Annotated in this window: 18 protein-coding genes and 1 pseudogene; 10 read left to right on the top strand and 9 right to left on the bottom strand. The window is 63.6% G+C overall.

Annotated elements, in window-relative coordinates; translation table 11 throughout:
* Positions 1 to 42: 42 nt before the first annotated feature.
* From ACZYSP_RS27185 to ACZYSP_RS27200, 4 genes are read left to right on the top strand one after another with little or no spacing between them, the layout of a single operon-like run.
* Complete coding sequence (locus tag ACZYSP_RS27185; RefSeq protein WP_489017659.1) at positions 43 to 777, top strand: DUF3348 domain-containing protein; 735 nt, start codon at positions 43 to 45, stop codon at positions 775 to 777.
* Positions 774 to 3,131, top strand: coding sequence for a DUF802 domain-containing protein (locus ACZYSP_RS27190; RefSeq protein WP_489017661.1), 2,358 nt, complete (start codon positions 774 to 776; stop codon positions 3,129 to 3,131). The genes ACZYSP_RS27185 and ACZYSP_RS27190 overlap by 4 nt, the downstream gene beginning before the upstream one ends.
* The gene (locus ACZYSP_RS27195) at positions 3,131 to 3,781 is read left to right on the top strand and encodes an OmpA family protein (protein WP_093058182.1); all 651 of its coding nucleotides are present in this window, start codon (positions 3,131 to 3,133) and stop codon (positions 3,779 to 3,781) included. The genes ACZYSP_RS27190 and ACZYSP_RS27195 overlap by 1 nt, the downstream gene beginning before the upstream one ends.
* A 28-nt stretch (positions 3,782 to 3,809) precedes the next feature.
* Positions 3,810 to 4,439 carry a DUF2894 domain-containing protein gene (locus ACZYSP_RS27200; protein ID WP_489017725.1) on the top strand — a complete coding sequence of 210 codons (630 nt, stop codon included), beginning with the start codon at positions 3,810 to 3,812 and terminating at the stop codon, positions 4,437 to 4,439.
* 122 nt (positions 4,440 to 4,561) lie between these two features.
* Here ACZYSP_RS27200 and ACZYSP_RS27205 read toward each other — a convergent pair whose 3' ends face one another.
* The 7 genes from ACZYSP_RS27205 to ACZYSP_RS27235 all read right to left on the bottom strand — a co-directional run bounded on the left by ACZYSP_RS27205 (position 4,562) and on the right by ACZYSP_RS27235 (position 10,003).
* Positions 4,562 to 4,999 carry a YcxB family protein gene (locus ACZYSP_RS27205; protein ID WP_489017663.1) on the bottom strand — a complete coding sequence of 146 codons (438 nt, stop codon included), beginning with the start codon at positions 4,997 to 4,999 and terminating at the stop codon, positions 4,562 to 4,564.
* An 11-nt stretch (positions 5,000 to 5,010) separates the two neighbouring features.
* Positions 5,011 to 5,538, bottom strand: a complete 528-nt coding sequence (locus ACZYSP_RS27210; RefSeq protein ID WP_489017665.1) for a C40 family peptidase — start codon at positions 5,536 to 5,538, stop codon at positions 5,011 to 5,013.
* Positions 5,539 to 5,659: 121 nt separating this feature from the next.
* Positions 5,660 to 5,950: an HU family DNA-binding protein gene (locus tag ACZYSP_RS27215; RefSeq protein WP_093058078.1), complete on the bottom strand. Its 291-nt coding sequence runs from the start codon at positions 5,948 to 5,950 to the stop codon at positions 5,660 to 5,662.
* A gap of 193 nt (positions 5,951 to 6,143) precedes the next feature.
* Positions 6,144 to 7,820 (bottom strand): tannase/feruloyl esterase family alpha/beta hydrolase, encoded by a 1,677-nt coding sequence (locus ACZYSP_RS27220; protein WP_489017668.1) that lies wholly within the window; start codon positions 7,818 to 7,820, stop codon positions 6,144 to 6,146.
* Between the two features lie 71 nt (positions 7,821 to 7,891).
* Entirely contained in the window at positions 7,892 to 8,107 is a 216-nt protein-coding gene (locus tag ACZYSP_RS27225; protein ID WP_489017670.1) for a hypothetical protein, read from the bottom strand.
* 16 nt (positions 8,108 to 8,123) lie between these two features.
* Positions 8,124 to 8,747, bottom strand: coding sequence for a DUF938 domain-containing protein (locus tag ACZYSP_RS27230; protein ID WP_489017672.1), 624 nt, complete (start codon positions 8,745 to 8,747; stop codon positions 8,124 to 8,126).
* Between the two features lie 95 nt (positions 8,748 to 8,842).
* A complete protein-coding gene (locus ACZYSP_RS27235; RefSeq protein WP_354339586.1) occupies positions 8,843 to 10,003 on the bottom strand; it encodes an IS30 family transposase in 1,161 nt (386 codons plus the stop codon).
* Between the two features lie 276 nt (positions 10,004 to 10,279).
* On the opposite strand from ACZYSP_RS27235, the gene ACZYSP_RS27240 reads away from it, so the two are divergent.
* Complete coding sequence (locus tag ACZYSP_RS27240) at positions 10,280 to 10,789, top strand: DUF1993 domain-containing protein (protein WP_093058073.1); 510 nt, start codon at positions 10,280 to 10,282, stop codon at positions 10,787 to 10,789.
* A 54-nt stretch (positions 10,790 to 10,843) separates the two neighbouring features.
* Positions 10,844 to 11,017 (top strand): annotated as a pseudogene (locus ACZYSP_RS27245) (hypothetical protein); the annotation flags it as partial.
* 57 nt (positions 11,018 to 11,074) lie between these two features.
* On the opposite strand, the gene ACZYSP_RS27250 reads toward ACZYSP_RS27245, so the two are convergent.
* Positions 11,075 to 11,638, bottom strand: coding sequence for a hypothetical protein (locus ACZYSP_RS27250; protein WP_489017675.1), 564 nt, complete (start codon positions 11,636 to 11,638; stop codon positions 11,075 to 11,077).
* 366 nt (positions 11,639 to 12,004) lie between these two features.
* The gene (locus tag ACZYSP_RS27255; RefSeq protein WP_489017677.1) at positions 12,005 to 12,643 is read right to left on the bottom strand and encodes an HD domain-containing protein; all 639 of its coding nucleotides are present in this window, start codon (positions 12,641 to 12,643) and stop codon (positions 12,005 to 12,007) included.
* A 106-nt stretch (positions 12,644 to 12,749) separates the two neighbouring features.
* Here ACZYSP_RS27255 and ACZYSP_RS27260 point away from each other — a divergent pair, with 106 nt between their 5' ends.
* The 4 genes from ACZYSP_RS27260 (at position 12,750) to ACZYSP_RS27275 (ending at position 15,625) form a co-directional block, all read left to right on the top strand.
* Positions 12,750 to 13,727, top strand: a complete 978-nt coding sequence (locus tag ACZYSP_RS27260) for a GlxA family transcriptional regulator (RefSeq protein WP_489017678.1) — start codon at positions 12,750 to 12,752, stop codon at positions 13,725 to 13,727.
* A 305-nt stretch (positions 13,728 to 14,032) separates the two neighbouring features.
* A complete protein-coding gene (locus ACZYSP_RS27265; protein WP_489017727.1) occupies positions 14,033 to 14,683 on the top strand; it encodes a nitroreductase in 651 nt (216 codons plus the stop codon).
* Between the two features lie 42 nt (positions 14,684 to 14,725).
* Complete coding sequence (locus ACZYSP_RS27270) at positions 14,726 to 15,148, top strand: cupin domain-containing protein (protein WP_479618955.1); 423 nt, start codon at positions 14,726 to 14,728, stop codon at positions 15,146 to 15,148.
* Between the two features lie 21 nt (positions 15,149 to 15,169).
* Complete coding sequence (locus tag ACZYSP_RS27275) at positions 15,170 to 15,625, top strand: carboxymuconolactone decarboxylase family protein (protein WP_489017681.1); 456 nt, start codon at positions 15,170 to 15,172, stop codon at positions 15,623 to 15,625.
* The last annotated feature ends 41 nt before the right edge of the window (positions 15,626 to 15,666 follow it).

The following is a 15,666-nucleotide window of genomic DNA, read 5'->3' on the forward strand; positions in this document are numbered from 1 at the left end:
GAGGTTTTTCGAAGAGGTGCGTTCAAGCGCGTTCAGGAGGTTATGGGGCAAGTTTCAAGGCGCACAGGTTTCAACGGCTCGGCGCTCATTCGCTTGCTTTCACGACTGACCGACATCGACGCTCGCGAACCCGCGCAACCCACCGCTGACCGATTGAGCCAGTGGTTCGGCTGGACCGATGCCATCTCGCTGTCCGCAGCGCTCGATGGCGCACCGGCAACAACACAGGCCAGTACGCGCGCTCCCCGCAACACCGAAGAAAGCGAATGCCAACGCGTGCGAACCGCGCTGGCAAACGCCATCGTCGAAGACACCACCTTCGGCACCAGCAAGGACGCAACGCCCGACTTCACCCCCTATCGCCGGCGCTACCTCGCCCGGCAACAGGCGATGGAAGCAGGCGTCGGCTCTTTGCGCAGCCGGCTGCGCTCGGCGCTGGCGGCAAAGTCGCCGTCCATGGCCCGGCTCGCGTCCGTGGACGTGGTCATGGCGCAGGTGCTGGAGGCGCGAGAGCACAGCCTGCTGTCGGCCGTGCCGGGCATCCTCGAAAAGCACTTCGAGCGCCTGCGCAAGGCCAGCCAGGCACCCGACGTGCCGGACCTGCCGGACGGCGAACCAGAGACAGATAAAGACAACGGTGCCCAGCCCGACGAAGCGTGGCTGGCCGTGTTCCGCAAGGACGCCCAGGACGTGCTGCTCGCCGAACTGGACTTTCGATTTCAACCGGTCGAAGGGCTGCTCGAAGCCCTTCGCACCCAGGCCACCAGAACTACATGACCCGATTCCTTCAATACGCTGTCTTTGTCGCAGGCCTGGCCGTCGTTGGCTGGGTGGGCGCCGGATACATCGGCACGAACCCGCTGGCGCTGGCCGTTACCGTGATCGTCGGCGCGTTCTACATCATGGGCGCGCTGGAGCTGCACCGCTTTCAGCAGGCCACGGCCACGCTGACGCATGCCGTGGCAGACCTCTCTTCCCCGCCCGAGAGCCTCGGCACATGGCTCGGCCAGCTGCACCCTTCGCTGCAGAACGCCGTGCGCCTGCGTATCGAGGGCGAGCGCGTCGGCCTGCCCGGCCCGGCGATGACGCCCTACCTTGCCGGCTTCCTCGTGTTGCTTGGCATGCTCGGCACCTTCGTGGGCATGGTGGTCACGCTCAAGGGCACCGGCCTGGCGCTGGAGAGCTCGACCGACCTGCAGACCATTCGCGATTCGCTCTCCGCCCCCGTGAAGGGCCTGGGCCTTGCCTTCGGCACCTCGGTTGCAGGCGTGGCCGCATCGGCCATGCTGGGCCTTGCCTCGGCACTGAGCCGGCGCGAGCGGCTGCAGGCCGGGCAGATGCTCGACACGAAGATCGCGACCGTACTGCGCGTCTTCTCGCTCAGCCATCAGCGTGAAGAGTCGTTCAAGCTGCTGCAGCAGCAGGCCCACGCCATGCCCGAGCTGGTCGGCCAGCTGCAGGCCATGATGCACGCGATGGAGCGGCAGACCCAGGCGCTGAACGAACGCCTCGTCAGCAGCCAGGACCGCTTCCACAGCAAGGCCGAAGCCGTGTACGGCAGCCTCGCCACTTCCGTCGACCAGTCGCTGAAGCAGAGCCTGACCGAAAGCGCACGCGTCGCCAGCGCGGCGATACAGCCTGTCGTCGAGGCCACCATGGCCGGCATCGCACGCGAAACCGCCACGCTGCACGACACCATTTCGCAAACCGTGCAACAGCAGCTCGATGGCCTCTCGAGCCGCTTCGAGGCCACCACCACCCGCGTGGCAGACACCTGGAAGACCGCGCTCGCCGAACACCAGCGCACGACCGAAGCGCTGTCGCAAGACCTGCGCGGCTCGCACGACCATTTCGCGCAGACCTTCGAACAGCGCTCAGCCGCGCTGGTAGACAGCGTTTCCGCCCGCCTCGAAAGCACCGTGAGCAGCGTGTCGGACACCTGGGGCAACGCGCTCGCGCAGCATCAGCGCGTCAGCGAGAAGCTGTCGGGCGATTCGCACCAGGCCCTGTCAGCCGCAGCCGCCACTTTCGAGCAGCACTCGGCCTCGCTACTGAGCACCGTGGACCAGGCGCACACAAAGCTGCAGACCGACATGGCATCGCGCGACGAGCAACGCCTCTCGGCGTGGACGCAATCGCTCACGGCCATGGCCGCGTCGCTGCAAGAGCAATGGCAACAAGCCGGCGCGCACAACGCAAGCCAGCAGCAACAGCTGCTCGACACCATGGCGCAGACCGCGCGCGACATGTCCGCGCAGACCGAAGCGCATGCGAAGAGCACCGTCGCAGAGATCGCCCAGCTACTGCAAGCCGCAGCCGAAGCACCGCAGGCCGCGGCCGAAGTAATGTCCCAGATGGCATCGCGCGACGAGCAACGCCTCTCGGCATGGACGCAATCGCTCACGGCCATGGCAGCCTCGCTGCAACAGGAATGGCAGCAGGTCAACGCACACAACGCAAGCCAGCAGCAGCAGCTCTTCGACACAGTGGCGCAGACCGCACGCGACATGACGGCACAGAACGAGGCGCATGCGAAGAACACCGTCGCCGAAATCGCGCAGCTCCTGCAAGCCGCTGCAGAAGCACCGCGGGCCGCAGCCGAAGTGGTGACCGAGCTGCGCCAGAAACTCGCCGACAGCATGACGCGCGACAACGCAATGCTGGAGGAACGCAGCCGCATCCTCGAAACGCTGGCCACCCTGCTCGATGCAGTGAACCACGCGTCCACCGAACAGCGCACAGCCATCGACACGCTGGTGTCCGCATCGGCGGACCTGCTGGAGCGCGTCGGCAGCCGCTTCACTGAAAAGGCCGATGCCGAGTCCGAGAAGATGGCCGCCGTTGCCGCGCAGATCACCGGCAGCGCCGTCGAAGTGGCCAGCCTGGGTGAAGCCTTCGGCCTCGCAGTGCAGATGTTCAGCCAGTCGAACGACAAGCTCGTGGGCCACCTGCAGCGCATCGAAGGCGCGCTGGGCAAATCCATTGCGCGCAGCGATGAACAGTTGGCCTACTACGTGGCGCAGGCCCGTGAAGTGATCGACCTGAGCATCATGTCGCAGAAGCAGATCGTCGAAGACATGCAGCAGATCGCCAGCAGGCAGCAGCAAGCGCCGGTGGACAGCGAAGCATGATGCGCGAAGAGCTCGACGCCAGCTTCGACGAGCCGGGCGTGCCGGTGTGGGCGGTGTTCGGCGACCTGATGGCCGGCCTGCTCGGGGCCTTTGTGCTCATCCTGGTGTGCGCGCTGGGCATGCAGCTGGAGCTTGCGTCGAAGCTGGAAACTGAAGTCAAGCAACGGCAGGCCGAGGCCAAGCGCCTGCAGACGCTCGAACAGGCCCTTGCAGGGCCGCTCGCGGCCGGCCGCGTGACGCTGGCCAACGGACGCATCGGCATCAACGGCAGCGTGCTGTTTGCCTTCAACTCCGCGGAGCTGCAGCCCGAAGGCCGCCAACTGCTGAAAAGCCTTGCCGCACCGCTGACCGCGTACCTCAAGTCGCGAGACGAGATCCTGATGGTGAGCGGCTTCACCGACGACCGGCAGATGCGCGACAACGCGCGCCAGTTTGCAGACAACTGGGAGCTGTCGGCCCAGCGTGCGCTGACGGTGACGCGCGCGTTGATAGAGGCCGGCATTCCGTCGTCGTCGATCTTTGCGGCCGCATTCGGCTCCGAGCAGGCAGTGGCGTCGAATGCAGATGCCGACGGGCGCTCGAAGAACCGGCGTGTGGAGATGGCGCCCACGCCGCGCCCTTCCAACGCCAACACGAAGCCCCGTGACTGATCAAGAGACTTGCCGCGACACCGGCGCGATGGTCGCCGCGGCGCTTGCGCGTGGCGATCAGCGCTTCGACCCTGTGCGCTTTCGTGTCATCGAGGCGATGGCCAGGCGCGCGACTGCGCACGGCGGTGACGCGCGGCGCATGCTCGACGACAAGGTGGTCGCACTGCTGGTGGCGTATGGCGAGGATCTTCAGAAAGCAGCGCCTGCGGACGTTGCGAAGCCGCAAGCAGCAACACCTGAACGTGGCGCGCTCGCCGAACTCATCGACCACATCGCCCAGCACGCGCCGGTCATGGATGACAGCCCGGCCGCAACAGGCAAGGCGACGCCCGCCACCTCTTCTGCCTCGTCGCCCTCCACCGAGCTGAAGTCGATCCGCTACTTCAAGAGCACCTGGTCCAAGCTCAGCGCCGACCGGCGTCTGACGCAGTCACTGGCAAAGGTGCCCGAGAACGCCGGCCCCCTCAACTCGCATCACCTCGTGCACCGCTCGCTCACGCTGATGCGCGACCTCTCGCCGGAGTACCTGAACCGGTTCATGTCGTATGTCGATGCTCTGTCGTGGGTCGATCAGTTGAATGGCGCTGCTGCAGCAGCAAGTGCGGCGAGCCCGCGCGCCGAAAGCCCGAAGAAGAGCGGTCGCGGCAAGGCCAGCTGAGGCCGGAGTCAACCGAAGCGGAGCCCTCACCTCAGGGCTTGTTCTTCAGATGCGAAGTCAGGCGCTCGAACTCGTCGGCAAACGATGCAACGGCGGAACGAGGAAGCACGACCGCCTGCATCTCATCGGTAAAGAGATAGTGGTTCACGTCGTCTTCCTCGCGGGGCCATGAAGCCCGCCCACAGAAGTTCTGACCGCATCGTTGCGGACTGGATCGTCAGCGCGCTGTCCGTGATGCTGACGGTCTGGGGCGAGAGAAACGTGCCATTGGGGGCGAACATGTGCTTGCGCCAGAGCGCCTGGGAAACATGGGGCAGCGACACCAGCAGCAGGAAGACGATCATCACAAGGTACGCCATGAACCGGAGATGCGGCAGTTCGACGTAGTCGTCCAGCACGCGCACGTACGCCGCGACCAGTAATCCGACGCCCACCCATACCGCCGCGCGCAACATGAACAGGGTGGACGACAAACCCGGCTTGCGGCCAACGCGGCGTCCGACGACCTTCTGAAGGCGCGCGAAGTCTGTCGGAGTGAGGGTGAACGATGCTGCCGACATGCTTGCCGGACTCAAGGCCGCCGCGCCTGCACCGTCTGGCGCGACCAATACACGCCATCCAGCCGATCAAGCCGCACCACGCCGCCAGTCGATGGCGCATGCACGAAGCGCCCTCCGCCCACATAGATGCCCGCATGCGACGGCGTGGATGAGCCGAAGAGCACGAGATCGCCCGTGCGAAGCTCGGACATCGACACCGGGCTGCCGAAGCCGCTCATCCGCGCCACGGTGCGCGGCGGCGATTCGCCCACGCTGTTGAGATACACGTACCCGATGAGCCCGCTGCAATCGAAGCCGCCATCAGGCGTGTTGCCACCATAGCGGTACGGCGTGCCTACAAGGCCGAGCGCGTGAATTGCGATGCTGTTCGATTGTTCGTCCGTCAACGTGCTGCTGACGGCGGGCCCCGGCCCTTGTCGTGGCCCCGATGGGCTTGCACAGCCCAGAACCAGAAGGCAGGCCCCCGTGAAAAGGAGCCGAAGCAGCCACTGCTGCAATGTGCGGGATTGTTGCGTTGTTGGCACAGGCGCGTCGTACATGTCGGATGGCTGAGCTCGTGAACGTGCACGAACTCTAGCGCGGAATGTGACGGCTTCCTGAAGATGAGGCCCTCCGAGGCCCGCGCTGCTGCGCCGACGCAACGGAGGGAAGAAAAAGCGCTTACTGGCCTGCTGCAGGCGTGTTGACAGCGTCTTTCAGCGCCTTGCCGGCGGTGAACTTGGGCGCCTTGCTGGCCTTGATGGTCATCGGCTCGCCGGTCGACGGGTTGCGGCCCGTGCGCTCGGGGCGGCTTGCAACGGCGAAAGTGCCGAAGCCGATCAGTTGTACCGTGTCGCCGCTGGCGAGGGCGCGCGACAGGTTGTCGATGGCGGAGTCGAGCGCGCGGGCGGCGTCAGCCTTGCTGAGGTTCGTGTCCGTGGCGATAGCGGCGATGAGGTCGGTCTTGTTCAAAACGGGGGTTCTTTCTTCAATCAGTAAAACGGTTGGGGGAAAAGTCCGTGACGCGAAAACGCACCGGGCTCGAACTTTAAACGCCCCACCGGGGGATCGAGACACGCATGCGTTTCAAAAGTGAAACATCGTGATCGATGCACGATGGTGCACGAAACTCGAGCACAAAACCCGATGGAAAGTACCAACGATGTCAGGACGCCCTGCAGCTGAAGTTAGCCGCGTCGTTCATCGAAGCACCCGCCGCCCCCGTGAACATCGGCCATGCCGGCCAACGGCACATCGGCCGCGAGCGGTTGGCGTTCTGGTTGTTGTCGACCGAGGGAATCGTTTCAGGCGCCTGCCCCTTCTCGACCCAGTTGTCGAGCACCGCGAGCCCGTCGTAGCCGAGCCGGTACGGCCCCATGCCGTGGCCGAAGCCCGGCACGCTGTAGAAGCGAATGAATGAATCGACACCCGCCTGGCCGAAGGCGGCGACCTGGCGGCGGTAGTAGTCCTCGGTGTTGTAAGGGCTGATGAAATCGTCCGCCGTGCCATGCGTGAGGATCAGCTTGCCGCCCCTGGCGCGGAAGGCTTCGAGGCTCACCGTCGTCACGTCGGTGATGCTGCCCAGCTGCTGCAACCGTGCCCTGTAGCGCGCCGGCTCGTAGCGAAGCGCATCGAGCGACGGGTTGCGCGTGGCGAAATACTTGGCGTGCGCCGCACCAATGGAGAACAGCAACGCATCGGTGGTGGCCGGCGGGTTCGATGGCACGCGCGATGCGCCAAACGACGACACCGAGAACACCGCACCTTCGAGCACCGGCCAGCGCGGAAACACCTGCTGTCCCGCAACCGCAAACCCCGCGTCATAGGGCGATGCGATCTGCCGCACGGCCGCGATCTGCGCATCAGACAGGCAGAAGTCGCCGTTGTCCACGCCACCAACGCAACGCAGCGTGGCCTTCACCTTGTCGATGTTGAAGACCACGTTGCAGGCCGCGACATTGCCGATGATCCCGTCCTTGGCGCCATCGAGCCCGTCGCAGGCGGCATACACCGCGTTGACGAGCAGCGTCTTCTTGGCCGGGTTCATCCAGCCCGCGCCGCCATTGGCATACAGCGCCTTGCCGACATGCAGCGACGCCAGTTGCAGCATCGTGATGTTGTACGCCGGGTAGTTGGCAATGGCCCCGTCGTAGTCGGCGGCATAGCGCGCCGCGGCATCGAGCGCCTCGTGCCCGCCCTGCGATCCACCAATGAAATAAAAGCGCCGTGGCGCCGCACCATAGCGCTGCCGGATGATCTCCAGCGCCACGTCGTGCGTTTTCTTCACCGACTGTTGGCCGTAGTTGAGAAGCGCCTCTTCGTTCAGCGCGAAATTGCCGTCGAAGTTGCCCGTGCCCTTGTGCCCACCGTCGCTGCCCAGCGTGGCATAGCCCTGGCGCAGCGCGTTGGGTGTGCCGTTGGGCTGCGCGGTGTAGGCGCCCAGGCCGGTGACGAGCGTGCCGTCATAGCCGCCACCGCCCATCTGCAGCGCACGGCGGTTCCATGCGGTGGGAAGGTTGACCTGGAACTCGAGGCTGGGCGCCGATGCACTGACGGGTAGCACGACGCCCTTGACCGCGCAGTACTCGCCATTGGGGTTGTCCGCGGCATTGGCGGGGACGAAGCTCGCAGATTGAACGACAGCGCCCGAGCTCGGCTTGCCGATGGCGGAGGCCGCGATCTTCATGTCTTGCAGCGCCGTGCATGCGGCTTGCGCCTGGGCCGTCTGGGCGGGCGTGATTGCGGGCTCGCTGACAGAGGCGCATCCGGCGAGTGCGGCTGCGGTGGCCAATGCGGCCAGGCTGAACGATGCGCTGCGCCTGCGGGAATCTGGAGTTGCCATTTGTCGCCTGTCTGAGTTGTTGTCGAACGGGCGGCAATGCGCCCGGGCCGCATGTTGAGCCATTGGCCGCGCTACCGCCGGTACAGCCGATTGCCAATCAACCCACCGGCAACGACACAAAGTGCCTGCACGAATATGGCGATCATGAAGGAATCGGAGAGATCGTACTCACTGCGTGCCACGTTCATTTCATGCCAATGGCCGATGGCGACCAGGATGACGTTTGAAATGAATCCAAGCAGCAGTGCGCCTGCGGCGATGAAAAGAATCCGAAGAGCTACGTTCATGGCGCGTACGCTGTATTCACTGGAAGCCGAAGACCAACAGCAAGTTGTTCGCGGGCATCGCATGCCGCTCGCGCAACGTGAGACCTGATCGGTTCGCCTCTGCTGTTACGTCCTCAATGCGACGAATTCCCCATGCGGGATTTCGGGCGCGCAAGTCTTCGTCGAATGCCAGGTTGCTCGGCACCGTTGGGACTTCATCTTCGAAGTAAGGCCCGTACGTGATGAGCAACCCGCCAGGAAGCAGATGCCGCGCGGCCCCTTGCATCAGGGCGGCGCATGTGGCCCAAGGTGCGATGTGCAGCATGTTGGCGCAGTAGATCGCGTCGAACTTCTCTTCTTGGGTGAACGCGGGGCCCTGCGATGGCCATTGAGGGGCCATCACATCGAGTGGGAGTGGTGGGCGGAGATTGGGTAGCTCGGCTTCTGCGACTCGGCTTGCGAGTGTGGGGAGCATGCGGGCATCCGCGTCGGTGGGTTGCCAGATCCATTGAGACATTGCTGCGGCGAACAAGGCGGCGTGCTGGCCTGTTCCAGATGCGATCTCCAGCACGGTGCCATGCTCGCCGAGGATGCGAGTCAATGCATCGAGGATGGGCTGCTTGTTGCGGTCGGCTGCAGGGCTGTAGAGAAGGTCTGACATTCGAGTAGTACCTGGATGAGAAAGCTTGAAAACACTGGGGTAAGGATATCGAATGCTTGCCGGTCGGTCGACGATGTCTGCATTGCAGGGCGGATTCAACCGGTCGATGCAACACATTCGCTGAACATCTCAGCGGGTGTCTGGAAACCGAGCGTCTTGCGCGGCCTCTCGTTCAATTGTCTCGCGATCGCGTTGAGCTGGCGCTGTGAGAAGCCTGCGAGGCTCACGCCCTTGGGCATGTACTGCCTAAGCAAGCCATTGGTGTTCTCGTTGCTTCCGCGTTGCCATGGGCTTTGCGGATCGCAGAAGTAGACCCGGATGTCGGTGGCCATCGTGAATTTCTTGTGCGCGTGCATCTCCGTGCCTCGATCCCAAGTCAGTGACTTGTAGAGCTCCTGCGGCAGTTTGCGGGCGTTCTTGATGAGTGCATTGACGACCGTCTGCGAGTCCTTTCCATCCAGCTTCACCAACATCACGTATCGCGTTTGACGTTCAACCAATGTCGCGATCTGGCTGTTGCCACTGCCAAAGACCAGGTCGCCCTCCCAGTGACCAGGCACTGCTCGGTCTTCAACGCAGGCGGGCCGCTCACTGATCGAAACAGCATCGACGATCTTCCCGTGAATTGCCGTCTTCTGCGTGTAGTGGCGTGACCGGCGCATTCCACGGGTGCGCCGCAGGTGCTCCAACAACTCTTTCTTCAAGGCGCCACGCGCTTGAATGAACAGACTGCGGTAGATGGTCTCGTGTGACACGTGGTGGCTCTCGTCGCACGGATAAGTATGCCGGAGCCAACCTGCGATCTGTTCCGGCGACCAAAGCACGCGCAGCTTGTCCATCACGATGCGAGCCAATGTGCGGTTCTCACTCAGCTTGCAACGCTTGGGACGTCGCGCTCGATCCCAAGTCGCTTCATCGGCCAGGCTGGCACGGTAGCCATCGCTACCACCGTTGCGCTTGATCTCTCGACTGATCGTCGATGGTGCTCGCCCCAGTCGCGCTGCAGTGGATCGAATCGACTCGCCTGCCACCATCGCCCGCGAGATCTCCTCGCGCTCGGCCAACGTCAATGCAGTCGATGCGCGCGATCGCTGAGGCGGCCGGAATCCGCCCGTTTCCGCAAGTATTCGATGGATCGACGTGTGAGGCCGATCGAAGAGTTTGCCGATCTCATGCAACGTCCAGCCTTGCTTCCAGCGCTCCCACATCAGTGCCTTCTGACTGCCTGAATAGTAGATTCTTGGTCGCCGCTTCATCTGCAACACTCCTTCCGCCTATGCGGTGGTTAGTGTGTTGCATCGACCGGTTGAATCCGCCAGCGATCGCGGTCTGTCGTGCGTCTGCAATTGACGTCCGCTTCTTGCCAGTGAACTGCCCTTCAACGCGGCTGCTCCGACTACCAGCGGGAAGAAAAGCTAGCCACAAAAGCCGGGGCGATTCAGTTCGCCCTGTGCTGTTAGCCTTACATGGTCGGCAGGGCCCCTGCCACGCCAACTCCGGCCATCGTGCCCAATTTTTGAAGTGAACTCACCATGACTAGCCCGCTGTACAACGCCTCCGTTCCCGTCATGCAGCAGATGCTGCGCGCCCTGTCCGACGTGCTCAAGAAGGCCGAAGACCAGGCGACGCAAAGAAATATCGATCCAAATGCGCTGCTGCAGGCGCGGCTGTTCCCTGACATGTTTCCGCTGGTACGTCAGGTACAGATCGCCGCAGACTTCTCCAAGGGCATTGCCTCCCGCCTGGCTGGTGCCGAGGTGCCGTCCTGGCCCGACACCGAGGTCAGCTTCGCCGACCTGCAAGCGTTGATCGCCAAAGCTTTGGCCCATATCGGCTCCTTCAAGCCTGAGCAATTTGATTCCAGCGAAAGCCGCGAGATCGTATTGCGCCCCGGCACCCCCAAGGAAAAGAAGCTGACCGCAAGCGCATATCTTTTGCACTATGGACTGCCGCAGTTTTTCTTCCACGTGACCACCACCTATGCCATCTTGCGTCACAACGGTATGGAGATCGGCAAGCGCGACTACATGGGTGCCTACTGACCCAAGACAGACAGGCGTTCGGCCACTCTGGCCACTGCCGCTCGAAGTGCAAACGTGCACGGCAACCCCAATGTGTTGACGCGCGACATCGGCACCTCATCACTGGCGCAGGGTTGCGTGGGGCAATTCACCACGGTGCAGGTCGAGCGCTACGATGTCGTGCTGCCACCGATTCGCGCCTTTGAGCCACCAATGACGGTCCTCCGAAGGGCCTTCATCACCCGATGAAGGCGCCTTGTAGGCGCCGCCCTAGAGCCTGGGCCTGCCGGCACTCGAACGCGGTGTTCAACGGCCAGCGTACGGCAGCGACGAGTGATGCACGACGATGCGCAGCTTGCCGGCACCGTCCTTCACGAAAGTCCAGGTCTTGTCGACCGTGGTGACCTTGCCGTCCGGGTCAGTGAACAGCACGTTACCCAGCGTGCTGGCCACGTCGCCGTGGATGAGTACGGCAGTGTTGGCAATCTCGCATTTAGTCCAGCCCTTCAGGGCGAAGCCGGTGTCGTTGGGAAAGGCAGGGTTGCCGCCCACGAAGTACGCCAGCGCGCCGTCGCGAGCGGTGCGGAAGGTCTGCGGCGATGTCGTGAGCGTCGGCTTGAACAGCACTGCGCCCAGTTGGTAGGCGTAAGCGCTGTCGATGACCTTCTCGGCCAGCGCCCTGGCGGCCGGCTGCCCTCCGCTGGAATTCGCAGCGCTGATGTCGACCAGCGCCTTGCACCAGGCCTGCTGGGCCCCCAGGACTTCCGCTTCCGTGATGCTCCGGTCGACGACTTTCTCCTTGGCGGCGGCCGGCAAGATTGCCCCTGCGATCAGGAGGCTGGCGATGGCGCTGGGAATGAATTTTTTCATTTGGGTCTCCAATTGAAGTAGTTGGATACCGGAGCGGCCGGTGGGTCGAGCCGAGACCCAAAGTGCATCAATACGACATGCACAAGGCATGATGCGCCGGCTGATTTGCCCTGAGTAAAAGATGCAAATGAAATGAATGGTTGTGCATTCGCGAGATAGCCAGGCGTGCAGGCCAGACTGAGGGGCGCATCCGCTCGATCTGTGAGCGCCACAACCGATAGGTGGGCGCGTCATCCCTGAGCTGCTGCTACCCGCGAGGCAGCCTTGCCACCTTGATCAACGGGCGGCGATCATGAACACGACTCCATCGGCGATAGTTCCCAACGTGCCGTTATGTGCAAGTGACAGAGCGAGAGGCTAGGAAACTTAGCCGTGCCAATGCGAGCAGCGGATCGCGCTGCAAAAGTTCCCACGATGGAAGTGCGGCTCCTTGTCGGCCATGACGTCTGCCTTGACGTTGCCGAATGTCGAGCCGGGCTTGTGCTTGATACCGTCGTAGAAGGCCTGGATGATGTCCTCCTTGAACCTGGCAGTGCGCGGGAATGCGCTTGTTACCGCGTGGCGTTCAGCTTCCGAATAGTCAGCGTATGTCAGTCCCAGCACATCCATCTCGACGCCGGCGGTCACCAGCGCGACGACAGGATGCATGTGCTGTGGCACACCGGGCGTCGTATGGAGCGCGATGGCGGTCCACACGGTGTAGGCGTCCTGCTCAGGGATGCCGTGGCTGCGCAGGAAGGCGCGGGCAGCATGTGCCCCGTCTACCTCGAAGCGCTCATCCTGGCTGCTGTAGCCCGGCACCAGACCGATGTCATGGAACATTGCACCGGCATAGAGCAGCTCGCGGTCGAACTTCAGGCCGCGCTTGACGCCGGCCAGTGCACCGAATTGGTACACGCGACTCGAATGGTTGAAGAGCAAGTCCGTTTCGTTGTCGCGAATGAACTCCGTGATGGCTCTCGCCAGCGTGGAGTCGGGGATGGCGGCGTCTTGGGCGGATGACATGGGGTTCCTTCGCTGAGTGGTCTGAAGAAGGATAGGATCGTCGTGCCACGTCTTAAATCAGCGTGGCACGTCGATTTAAGACATTTCAAGACCGGAGCGGCCATCGGTGACCAAGAAGTTGAAGACGATCGTGCTGCTGGCATTTCCGGGTGTGCAGCTTCTCGATGTGTCGGGTCCGCTGGACGTCTTTGCCGAAGCGAATACGCAGGCGCAGCGGGAGGTGTACCGACTGGTCGTCGCCGCCGCTGCCTCGGGTCCCCTGCGCAGTTCGTCCGGCGTGCGATTGATGCCGGACTGGACCATCAACCAAGACGCTGACGAACCCATCGACACCTTGCTCGTCGCTGGCTGCCCGAACCCCGTTGAACTGCCGGTGTCTGGCAAGGTGCTCGACTGGCTCAGGCAAAGTGCGCCGGGCACGAGACGCTACGGATCTGTCTGCAGTGGCGCTTTCGTCCTCGCGGCAGCCGGCTTGTTGAGCGGAAAGCGGGTCACCACACACTGGGCCGTGGCCGAGCAGCTCAGCGAGCGATTCCCTGACGTGGTGGTCGAGAAGGATGCCATTCATGTGCGCGACGGGCGGCTACGCACGGCTGCTGGCGTCACCGCGGGGCTCGACCTGGCACTTTCGTTGGTAGAAGAAGATCTCGGGCATGACATCGCGATCCGGGTCGCGAGCCAGCTTGTCATGTTCTTCAAGCGGCCCGGCGGCCAGGTGCAGTTCAGCAGGCAAGGCACAGCTGCGCCTGTCGGTCGGGCGGCGCTGCAGGATCTGCAGCGTTGGGTCGCCGCGCAACCCGCGCTCGATCACAGCGTCGCACGCCTGGCCGAACGCATGCATTTGAGTCCTCGACACCTTTCGAGGCTGTTTCGCGTGGCGGTGGGGATCACGCCGGCGACTTGGGTGGAAGAAGTGCGCGTAGGCACCGCGCGTCGCCTGCTGGAGCAGGGAGACTTGGCGCCCAAGCAGGTTGCGGCGAGCTGCGGGTTCTCCGATGCGGACGTCTTGCGCAGAGCGTTCATACGGCAAGTCGGCGTCACGCCCGCAGAGTACCGCAAGCGATTCGCCGCTATCCCACGGTGATCAACTCCGGCCGGGGCTTCAGACGTCGTTGCTCTCGGCTTGGATTCGCCCTGCGGGCGCTGAGGTCGGTGTAGATCCGCAGTTCGGTGGCCCCCCAGATGCCGGTCTGCGCAGTGCATTGCGTGCAATATGCAACTGCAAACACATCAATTCCATTCAAGTCGGATCTCCTCGAAGATCGCGTTTCTCCAAGCGATCACGAAGAGAACACGATGACTGAAACCCTCACCCAACACCGCGACGTCCCGAGCGCCATCGCTGCGCCATGGTCGCCAGAAACCACCGCAGCATGCGTTTCTTGCGTCGTGCGTTCGCGCCGGGCCACGCGCGCATTCAAAGCCAGCCCTCTTCCTCGGGAAGCCGTGGAGGAGATCCTGACCGAGGCAGCCTGCGCCCCCAGTGGCGCCAACATCCAGCCCTGGCGCGTGTACGTGGTCAGTGGCGAGGTGAAGGACGGCTTGACCCATGCGCTGGTCACCGCGTCACGCGCCGGCGTTGCGCCAGCACCGGCGCATTTCCCTGAACCCTTGCCCGACATGTTTCGCAACCGGCTGCAGGACTTCGGTGCCCGCTACTACGCATCGCTCGGCATCGAACGCTCCGACACCGCTGCGCGCACGCGCCAGACCGAGCGCAACTACGCCTTCTTCGGCGCCCCGGTCGGCCTCATCTTCAGCATCGACCGCCGGTTGAAGCCACACAGCTGGATCGACCTCGGCCTGTTCGCGCAGACCGTGATGCTCGCGGCCAAGGCACGCGGCATCGACACCTGCCCCCAGGTGGCCTTCGCGCAGTTCCACGAGCCGATTGCGTCGTATCTGCAGATGCCGCAGGAAGAGATCACCGCGTTCGGCATGTCCATGGGATACGGGGACACGCAGGCCCCGGTGAACCGGGCTGCCATGCCCCGGGTTCGCTTGCAGGATTTCGCACAGATCCTCGGGTTCGCCGGCTGAACCCCTGCAACGCCACCCATCATTTTTTCAAGGAGAAGCTCCATGCATGCTTCCTGGCTGCTCGCCATCACGCTCACCGCCGGAGCGACCGGCTTGTTGACGACCCCTGCCGCGAACGCACACGGCGCGGGCGAAAAAGTCACGCCCGCGTTACAGCAGCAGATTGCGAACATTCCCGGAAAGTCGCTGGTTGCCGTGGTCGTCGACTACGCGCCCGGCGCCGGTTCGCCCTCCCATGTGCACGCGAAGTCCGCGTTCATCTACGGCTACGTGGTCTCGGGCGCCATCGAGTCGCAGGTGAATGAAGGCCCCAGGCAGATCCTGCGTGCTGGAGACAGTTTCTATGAACCTCCCGGCGCACGGCACACCGTCAGCAGGAATGCCAGCAAGACCCGGCCCGCAAAACTGCTGGCGGTGTTCGTCGTGGACAGCGACGACACGGCACTCACCACCCCCATTCATTAACCGACCAAGAGGATCACGACCATGAGCAACCGCATCGACTACAACACGGTCGCCCCGGCTGGCGTCAAGGCGCTGGGCGGCGTGTATGGGTACATCTCGAAGAGCAGCCTGTCGCCTGTTCTCGTCGACCTGGTGTACCTGCGCGTTTCCCAAATCAACAACTGCGCCTACTGCCTGGACATGCACACGCGCGATCTGCTGAAGAAGGGCCAGCCCATCGAAAAGATCGCCCTGCTGCAAGCATGGCGCGAGGCAGGCGCGCTCTTCGACGCGCATGAGCGCGCTGCTCTGGCCTGGGCTGAATCGGTGACCCGCGTGGCAGAGACCGGCGTGCCCGACAGCGATTTCGCCGCCGCTCGTTCCGTGCTCGGCGAGCCCGAACTCGTGGACCTGACGATCGCCATCGGTCTGATGAACACCTACAACCGGATGGCGATCGCGTTTCGCAACACGCCCCAGGCCCTGGCCGCCCTGTGATGCGGGGCCACTGTAGCGGCGCGCACGCACAAGCGACATCC

This window comes from Variovorax sp. F042 (genome assembly GCF_057814215.1).